We start from the raw sequence: 7,609 nt of genomic DNA, 5'->3' as shown, positions 1-7,609 counted from the left end.
GTAACGGAAATATTGCTTTTTACACCTCAGATCAGACCGGTCATTACATTGGCGTGATTGAAGGGCTTTCTGAGGATGGAATTCCTGGGAGAAAAGTATTTACCTTTGAAGTGAAAAAATAATGTTTCTTCATTCATGCGTATACACTTTTCTTTTTTTTTCAAAAAGCTGGCTCTTGTCTTATTATTAGCCGCTCCACTTTATGGTATTGCACAAATTGATACACTGCAGCAAGTTGTGCCCGGCAGGCAGAATGCTGCCACTCAACAGGTAAAACCCTATGTGATTCTCATCTCCGCAGATGGTTTCCGTTACGACTACGCCCAAAAATATGGTGCTACCCATTTATTGGCTTTAAGCAGCCAGGGGGTACAGGCAGAATCAATGATCCCGAGCTTTCCTTCTGTGACTTTTCCAAATCACTATACCCTGGTAACCGGATTATATCCTTCCCACCATGGGCTGGTTAACAATTCTTTTTATGATAAACAGCGTGCAGACCGCTACAGTATGGGTGCTAAAGAAAAGGTGCGCGACGGTAGCTGGTACGGAGGCACACCACTATGGGTATTGGCAGAGCAACAGCAAATGGTGGCCGCCAGTATGTTTTGGGTAGGTTCCGAAGCCGATGTTAAAGGCGTTCGCCCGTCTTACTATTACCACTATACCGAGAAAATATCATCAGATCAGAAAATACAAACCGTAATCAACTGGCTTAATTTGCCGGAAGAAAAACGGCCTCACCTGATTACTTTCTATCTCTCTGAACCCGACCATGCCGGTCATGTATATGGTCCGGATGCGGCGCAAACTATCGCTGCCGTTAAAGATGTAGATTCTACAATTTATAAGTTAAACGAGGCTGTTAAAGCCACAGGATTGCCGGTTAACTTTATTTTTGTTTCCGATCACGGCATGACTGCCGTAGATAGGGAAAACCCAATTGCACTTCCCTTAGCCATAGATCCCAAAAAATTTATTATTCCCGTTTCAGGCACCATGGTCGATTTACATGCTAAAAACAAAGCGGACATCATGCCCGTTTATAAACAATTGAAAGCTGAAGAAAAGGACTATAAGGTTTACCTGAAGAAAGATGTACCGCGTAAATATCATTACCGCACAAAGGACGACCGGATGAACCGTATTGGCGATATCCTCCTGATACCTGAATGGCCAAAAGTGTTTTCACAACGCAAACCGGGCATGGGTTATCACGGTTTTGATCCAACGGTGGTTAAAGACATGCATGCTACTTTTTATGCATGGGGACCTGCATTTAAAAGTGGACTAAAGATCAAGTCTTTTGAAAATGTACACGTTTACCCACTGATTACCGAAATTTTAGGGTTACAACAAACCGAAAAAATTGATGGGGAAAAGCGTGTGTTAAAAGGAATTTTAAAGAAATAATATGGAAGTTGTCGCCGCTTTAAAGCAAGCTAAAAAGGTTTACAAAACAGGTGATACAACTATTACCGCATTGGAGGCAACAACTGTCGATATTAATAATGGTGAGCTAACGCTTATCATGGGCCCATCAGGTTCGGGTAAAACGACCTTGCTGTCCTTAATCGGCTGCGTGATTTATCCTAGCGAAGGGAAAGTATTTATCCAGGGGCAGGATGTTACGGATTATTCAGAAAAACAACTGGCTCATATCCGGCTAAACAACATCGGCTTTGTGTTTCAGCACTTCAACTTATTAAATCCTCTTACTGCTCTCGAGAACGTGATGCAGCCCCTGCTGCTCCGCGGCGAAAGCAACAGTAATGCCGTTAAACTTGCACGCCAGGCATTGGAGAAAGTGAACATGGGCGACCGCGAAAAAAACCTGCCAAAGAAATTAAGCGGGGGGCAAAAACAGCGGGTGGCCATTGCCAGGGCCCTGGTTACTGATGCCGCTATTATTTTATGCGATGAGCCAACAGCATCCCTTGATGCTAAAAGTGCCGCCCTTGTGATGGAGGATTTAAAGGCCCTTGCAAAAAATGGCAAGGCTGTTGTTGTAGTTACACACGATTTACGACTTCGGCCTTTTGCCGATCGAATTGTATATGTAGAAGAAGGTGTTGTGGCAGATAAACTTAAAAACGAAGAAGATTATAAATGAGATATTTCATCTACCTATGTGCGCTTTTTTTGATGGCTTGTGGCGGAGATAAGAAGGCTGCTGAACAGGCTGCCGCTGAAAAACGAGATTCTTTAAGCCGGCCGGAGAATGTTAACCGCGTTTCTGCCATTGCTAAAGTGGAACCTGAAGCTGGGCTGGTTGAGCTTTCTGCTCCCCAATCGGGCATTGTAGCAGCGATATACAAAAAGGCGGGCGATAGTGTGAGAAAAGGCGAGCCAATTATTAAGATAGATTTACAAAATGATCAACTGGCAACAGAAATTGTAGCTAAGCAAATCCTGACGCAGCAGGCCCGTGCAGCGGCTGATGCGGCAAACGTTAGGCAGTACCAGGCCAGTCTAAAAGAAAAACAAGCAGAACTGCAGGTAACCGAAAAACTGGTAGCCACAGGCGCCGATACTCGCCAGAACCTGAATGTCCAGCAAAAAGAACTGGAGGTAATTCAGGCTAATTTACAAGCAGCCAAAAGCCAGGCTGCTGCCAGCCGGGCAGAAATTGCCACCCTTAAAAAACAACAGCAACAAGCACAAATCAATGCAGGCAATGAACTGGTGCGGGCTAAACAAGACGGTGTTCTGGTTTCTATGGACGCTAAAGTAGGCGCTGCAGTTACCGCATTAACACCCTTTGCCACCTTTGCGCCTGCAGGCGACTTAATTTTACATGGTGAGATTGACGAGATGTTTGCCAGCCGGGTGAAGGTTGGGCAGCAAGTAACCGTAAACTACGTGGGTAGTCAGGATATTATAGCCACTGGCAGGGTTAGCTACCTATCGCCTATTCTCTCCAACAAATCTTTGTTTTACGATGAGCCTGGCGAAGCAAGCGACCGCAGGGTGAGGGTATTTAAAGTGGCGCTTGATAAAGATAATGGCTTATTAGTCAATGCCAAAGTAGAGTGTAACATACAGATCAATTAGCATATGATTAAAACGGCCTATAAGTTCATGAAATTTGACAAGCCGAAAAGCATAGGGATTCTTGTGGGCATTGTTATCAGTATTTTCCTCATCGGACAACAACTCGGCACACTTCGGTTTCTAAGTGTGCTGATGACGGGCGTGGTTGTTAATTCCAATAGTACCGATCAAGACATCTGGGTGATTGATGAGGTAACCAAAAATGTTAATGTTTTAAATAAAATAGATGCCCGCGTGGTTCAGGAAGTGCGCAGTATTGATGGGGTTGCTACGAGTTATAGCGTGGTGATTGCCAATACCAGTGTTACTTTTCCGGGAGGCAAAACTACGGCTGTAAACCTGGTTGGTAGCGATGGCCCTGTGTTTATCGCTGGTCCTAATCCGTCTAAAATTATTGAAGGCAGTTTAAACGACTTGTACCAGGACAATTCAGTTGCTGCTGAGTTTTTTAATTCAAAAGATTTGGGGGTTACATTGCACCGTGGCCAGGCATTAGAAATTAATAAAAAGGCGGCTGTGGTAAAGGTGCTCACTAAAAATGCGCAAGGCTTTGGTGGCAATTTCATGTTTACCAGCTTAAAGAATGCCCGTTTTTATGGGGGCTTGTCGCCCGACCAGGTAAGTGCTGTGGTTGTTAAAATTAAACCGGGGGCAGACAAACAAAGCGTCATTAACCAGATCAATCAAACTTTTTATGGGGTTAAAGCCTGGGATGTAGCGGAACTAAAAAAATCTACCGTATCTGAAATCCTGGTGACGTCTAATATGGGGGTTAGCTTTGGTTCACTTATTGTTTTTGCCAGCATCAGTGGCTTTTTTATTATAGGGCTAACCTTGTATTCTTCTGCATTAGATCGTTTAGTTGATTATGGTACCTTGAAAGCCATTGGGGCCACTAATGGTTATGTAACCCGTTTAATTTTAACTCAGGCCCTATTGTTTGCTTTTTCGGGTTATTTTATGGCGGTGCTGTTGTTGTTTTTGTTTAAAAGTGGCGTAGCAAATGCCGGGCTGATTATAGATTTAGACTGGCAACTCAATGGATTGTTAATGGCTATTACCCTGTTCATGTCGGTAGGCGGATCTTTGTTTGCAGTATTTAAAATTAAACGACTGGAACCTGCCTCCATTTTTTAAGCTATGGAAATTAAACCCACCCTTTTCAGTATCCTCTTAGTATTGTTTTTGCCGATGTTCACCCAGGCACAACAAAGTCCCTCAACCCTGCGTTTAAGCTTAGCTGAAGCCAGAAAACTGGCCTTGCAGCAAAACCCGAGATTACGTGCTGGCGACCTGAATAACCAGATAGCCAAAGAAAATATTGCCCAGGTAAAATTGAAAAGAATACCTCAGGTTTACGGAGATTTCAACCTGCAACGTAACCTCATTATTCCGGTAACCCCTGTACCTGCCAATGCTTTTAATCCGGCTGCACCTGAAGGACAATTTCTGCCTTTAAGATTTAGCACTAAATGGACAGCAAATACGGGATTGAATGCACAGATGGACTTGTTTAATCCGCAGAAAAAACAAGAGCTGCAGGAAGCGAATCTGCAGGCCGAGCAAAGTGTGACTGAACAACAGCAGCTTGAAAACGATTTAGATTTTGATGTGAGCAGCGCATACGCTGCTGCGCTGATTGCTGCCGAGCAGTTGCGACTCGCCATTGCTGACACGGTAGTGAAATATAAGATGGTGACTATGACCCAGGAACAGTATGATGCCGGCCGTTTGCTACTCGCTGAACTGAACCAGGCAAAAGCAGATCGCAATACTACCTTAAGCCATTTTGATGAAGCGACAAATATTTATGCAGACGCTTCCGCCGAGCTGCTATACCACTTGGGTTACGACCCGCAATCGTCAATGAACCTGCAACTCACGGATGATATCGAATCGTTATTTTCATCTTTTCAGGGCCTAGCTATTGCCGATAGCAGCCAGAGCTTAAGCCTGAAACGATTAAACCTGGATGAACAGCTGATAAACATTCAGCTTAAAGGCACAAAAAATGGCTTTCTGCCAGTTTTAGCCATTCAGGGGTATTATGGCAGTAATTTCTTTGATAATGATTTTGAGTTATTTAAAGGCCGGAACTGGAATGGCAATAGTTTCGTTAATGTCGGACTGAGAATTCCAATAACAGAAGGGTTGGATCGGGTGAAAAAAATTAACCAGTTAAAATTACAACAGCAGGTTAACCGGTTGGAATATCAAGACCAACAACATAAAAACAAACTTGATGGCCTGGCCGTAATCAGGGAGGTAGCCCTTGCCGAGCAGAAATACAAACGTGCAAGGGAAAACTTTGATTTGGCAAAACAAAATTATCAGAATGCACAGGCACAATATAACAATGGCCGATTGCTTGTTGGGGAGTTTTACAAACAAAGTTATGTCTACGAACAGGAAAAGAACAGCTACCTTAACGCCAGTTATGATTTTATTCTGTCGCGGATTAAACAGGAAAAAACGGTCAAGAATTAGGGCTTTTTAAAGTTTTACCTGCCTGATGATGTTCTTGATGTTGAGTTCGATCACATCAGTCATAGTTTTGCACGCCAGGTAGTTCGTGTCATCGAAATGTGCGGCCATCCCTTCTTTTAACTGGATAATATTTTCTTGGGAAGTAAGCACTTCGGTATTAGAAACATCTCTTAAATCTGCAAGACGGTGCCGTTCGCTTCGCACGCAGTGTAAAATGGAAGACTTTTCTTCCTGCTGGTACTGGAGGTAGGTTTTATCTGTCAGCTGCTCCATGCCTAATTTGACATATGGGAAATTCTCCTTAAAAAACTGGGGTTGGTAAACCTTGATGTTCCCTTCATAAAATTGCTGGTCAAAGTCTATTGCGCGGATTCTAAATTGGATATCATCAAAATCGGGGGTAATCTGCATTACAAAATTGTAGGACCGCATGTCGCCTAGCAGCATTACCAGGCAGCGCTCATTAAACTTTACAAATTCTTTGGCAATACGGGTAGGATTGTATTCTGGTTTATGAAGGTAGGATTTTGAAAAAACATCGCCAGGTATACCGGCAATATGCTCTTCAATTAAGGTTTCGCGGTCAACCAGGTAATTAACCTGATTTGGGGATAATATTTCTTCCAGCTCCAGACCGTAAATACGTGATGCATCTGCCCGCTTCACATAAAAATAATCGTAAACGTCGTTTAGGCGGTTTACAATCCTGATGCGGAAGGGATGGGTATTGCCGAAGGTACAGTACTCTATTTTGTCGATGTATTTATGTTGCACGATACGCAGGTTGCCCGAAGCCTTTAAATTGGCATAGATTACTTTTAGGCCATTATGAATATCTTCGATACGATCATTGGGGTAGATGGGGCCCTCCCACAACGAATCCTTTCCATTTTTGTCCATGATTGGGAACGACTCATTGAACTGCAACAGATCGTTATAGGTAACTGGCAGTTTTGCATCCCGCTGGTAAGCCCTCAGGTATTTTTGTAAAGGGGCTGATACCGGGAATATTGGCTTCTTTAGTACTATTTTAACGTCGTTTAACTCCATCAACAAGCAATTTACAGCTATTTTAATGGATTTCATATAGAAGGACCTTTGGTAGTTGTTAATTTTGACAGATAAATAGAATAGGAGATTCCTTTGGCGATTTGAAATTCCGTAAATTGCGCAAAAATTAATTATGAGCACAATACGCACTATCCCTGAATATAAAGATTTTAAAGAATTTTACCTCAATGCTGTCCTTCCTTTAAAAGAACAAAATCCTACATTTAGCAGGTTAGATGGCAAGACGGTTGGATCTACGAAAAGCGTTTATGCTTATTTCTGGTATGCCGATAAAAAATGGCGTGTTGTCGCCGATACGTATATCGACCGTTTGAAGATTGCTTTTGATGTTTTTGAGAAAACGGAAACCCCGTTTGTGATTAAACCTACCCGTGATCATCAAGGCGAGCGTTTGTCGATCAAGGGACAGCCCGTTAGAAATCAAAAATTTCACGTTTACAACGCTTCCTAAGCAATCCCCCCCATTAGTTGAACCCTGGTTGACCCATATGTTGACTAGGGTTTTAGATAACACCAGATAAGCGATGCATCTGGCCCCGACGCTTTTTTTACATTACGTGGTTTTGAAATAATATTTAATCACCAGGTACTCTTTATAAAAAGGCAGACATAAAAAAGATAGTAAGTGCTGCTGTTCTTTAGAACCTGAGACCTGGTTAATTATTGCTCGACCCTGGTTTTGGGTTAGTGCGGAGATGCGACGGCTTTAATGCGGTTTTAATACGGCTATCATCCGGCTAACCCTTACGAATGCTGTATTAAATCCGTGTCTGATACGTCATTGAACCGGAGTTGTTAAAAGCTGGTGCAGCAGCGGGTCAATTTTTTCATTTCCTACCTCATGAAGCTTTCCATCTAGCTACTTTACTTGTTGTCCTATGTGGTAAACAATTGTCAGTTTTATAAATAAATTCTGGTGAGTTAACATAAAATTTCCTTAAAATTATTACTAGCTTTAAATTGAAGCATTTAGCTTCGAACCAATTTAAACGCGTAT

Annotated in this window: 7 protein-coding genes; 6 read left to right on the top strand and 1 reads right to left on the bottom strand. The window is 42.7% G+C overall.

What is annotated here, in order from left to right:
- Nucleotides 1–135: 135 nt before the first annotated feature.
- Genes ACR2F3_RS14335 through ACR2F3_RS14315 form a run of 5 tightly spaced genes read left to right on the top strand, consistent with a single transcriptional unit; the run spans nucleotide 136 to nucleotide 5,541 of the window.
- Nucleotides 136–1,413 (top strand): ectonucleotide pyrophosphatase/phosphodiesterase, encoded by a 1,278-nt coding sequence (locus ACR2F3_RS14335; RefSeq protein WP_432710663.1) that lies wholly within the window; start codon nucleotides 136–138, stop codon nucleotides 1,411–1,413.
- 1 nt (nucleotide 1,414) lies between these two features.
- Nucleotides 1,415–2,113 carry an ABC transporter ATP-binding protein gene (locus tag ACR2F3_RS14330; RefSeq protein ID WP_432710662.1) on the top strand — a complete coding sequence of 233 codons (699 nt, stop codon included), beginning with the start codon at nucleotides 1,415–1,417 and terminating at the stop codon, nucleotides 2,111–2,113.
- A complete protein-coding gene (locus tag ACR2F3_RS14325; protein WP_432710661.1) occupies nucleotides 2,110–3,054 on the top strand; it encodes an HlyD family secretion protein in 945 nt (314 codons plus the stop codon). The genes ACR2F3_RS14330 and ACR2F3_RS14325 overlap by 4 nt, the downstream gene beginning before the upstream one ends.
- A 27-nt stretch (nucleotides 3,055–3,081) precedes the next feature.
- Nucleotides 3,082–4,191, top strand: a complete 1,110-nt coding sequence (locus ACR2F3_RS14320; RefSeq protein ID WP_432710660.1) for an ABC transporter permease — start codon at nucleotides 3,082–3,084, stop codon at nucleotides 4,189–4,191.
- Between the two features lie 3 nt (nucleotides 4,192–4,194).
- Complete coding sequence (locus tag ACR2F3_RS14315) at nucleotides 4,195–5,541, top strand: TolC family protein (protein ID WP_432710659.1); 1,347 nt, start codon at nucleotides 4,195–4,197, stop codon at nucleotides 5,539–5,541.
- 6 nt (nucleotides 5,542–5,547) lie between these two features.
- Here the strand turns inward: ACR2F3_RS14315 and ACR2F3_RS14310 are convergent, their stop codons facing one another.
- Entirely contained in the window at nucleotides 5,548–6,591 is a 1,044-nt protein-coding gene (locus ACR2F3_RS14310) for a hypothetical protein (RefSeq protein ID WP_432710664.1), read from the bottom strand.
- Nucleotides 6,592–6,724: 133 nt separating this feature from the next.
- Here ACR2F3_RS14310 and ACR2F3_RS14305 point away from each other — a divergent pair, with 133 nt between their 5' ends.
- Nucleotides 6,725–7,063, top strand: coding sequence for a hypothetical protein (locus ACR2F3_RS14305; protein ID WP_432710658.1), 339 nt, complete (start codon nucleotides 6,725–6,727; stop codon nucleotides 7,061–7,063).
- Nucleotides 7,064–7,609 lie beyond the last annotated feature (546 nt).

It is taken from the genome of Pedobacter sp. (assembly GCF_045627485.1).
GTDB lineage: Bacteria > Bacteroidota > Bacteroidia > Sphingobacteriales > Sphingobacteriaceae > Pedobacter.
This window is presented reverse-complemented; position numbering and strand designations above follow the sequence as displayed.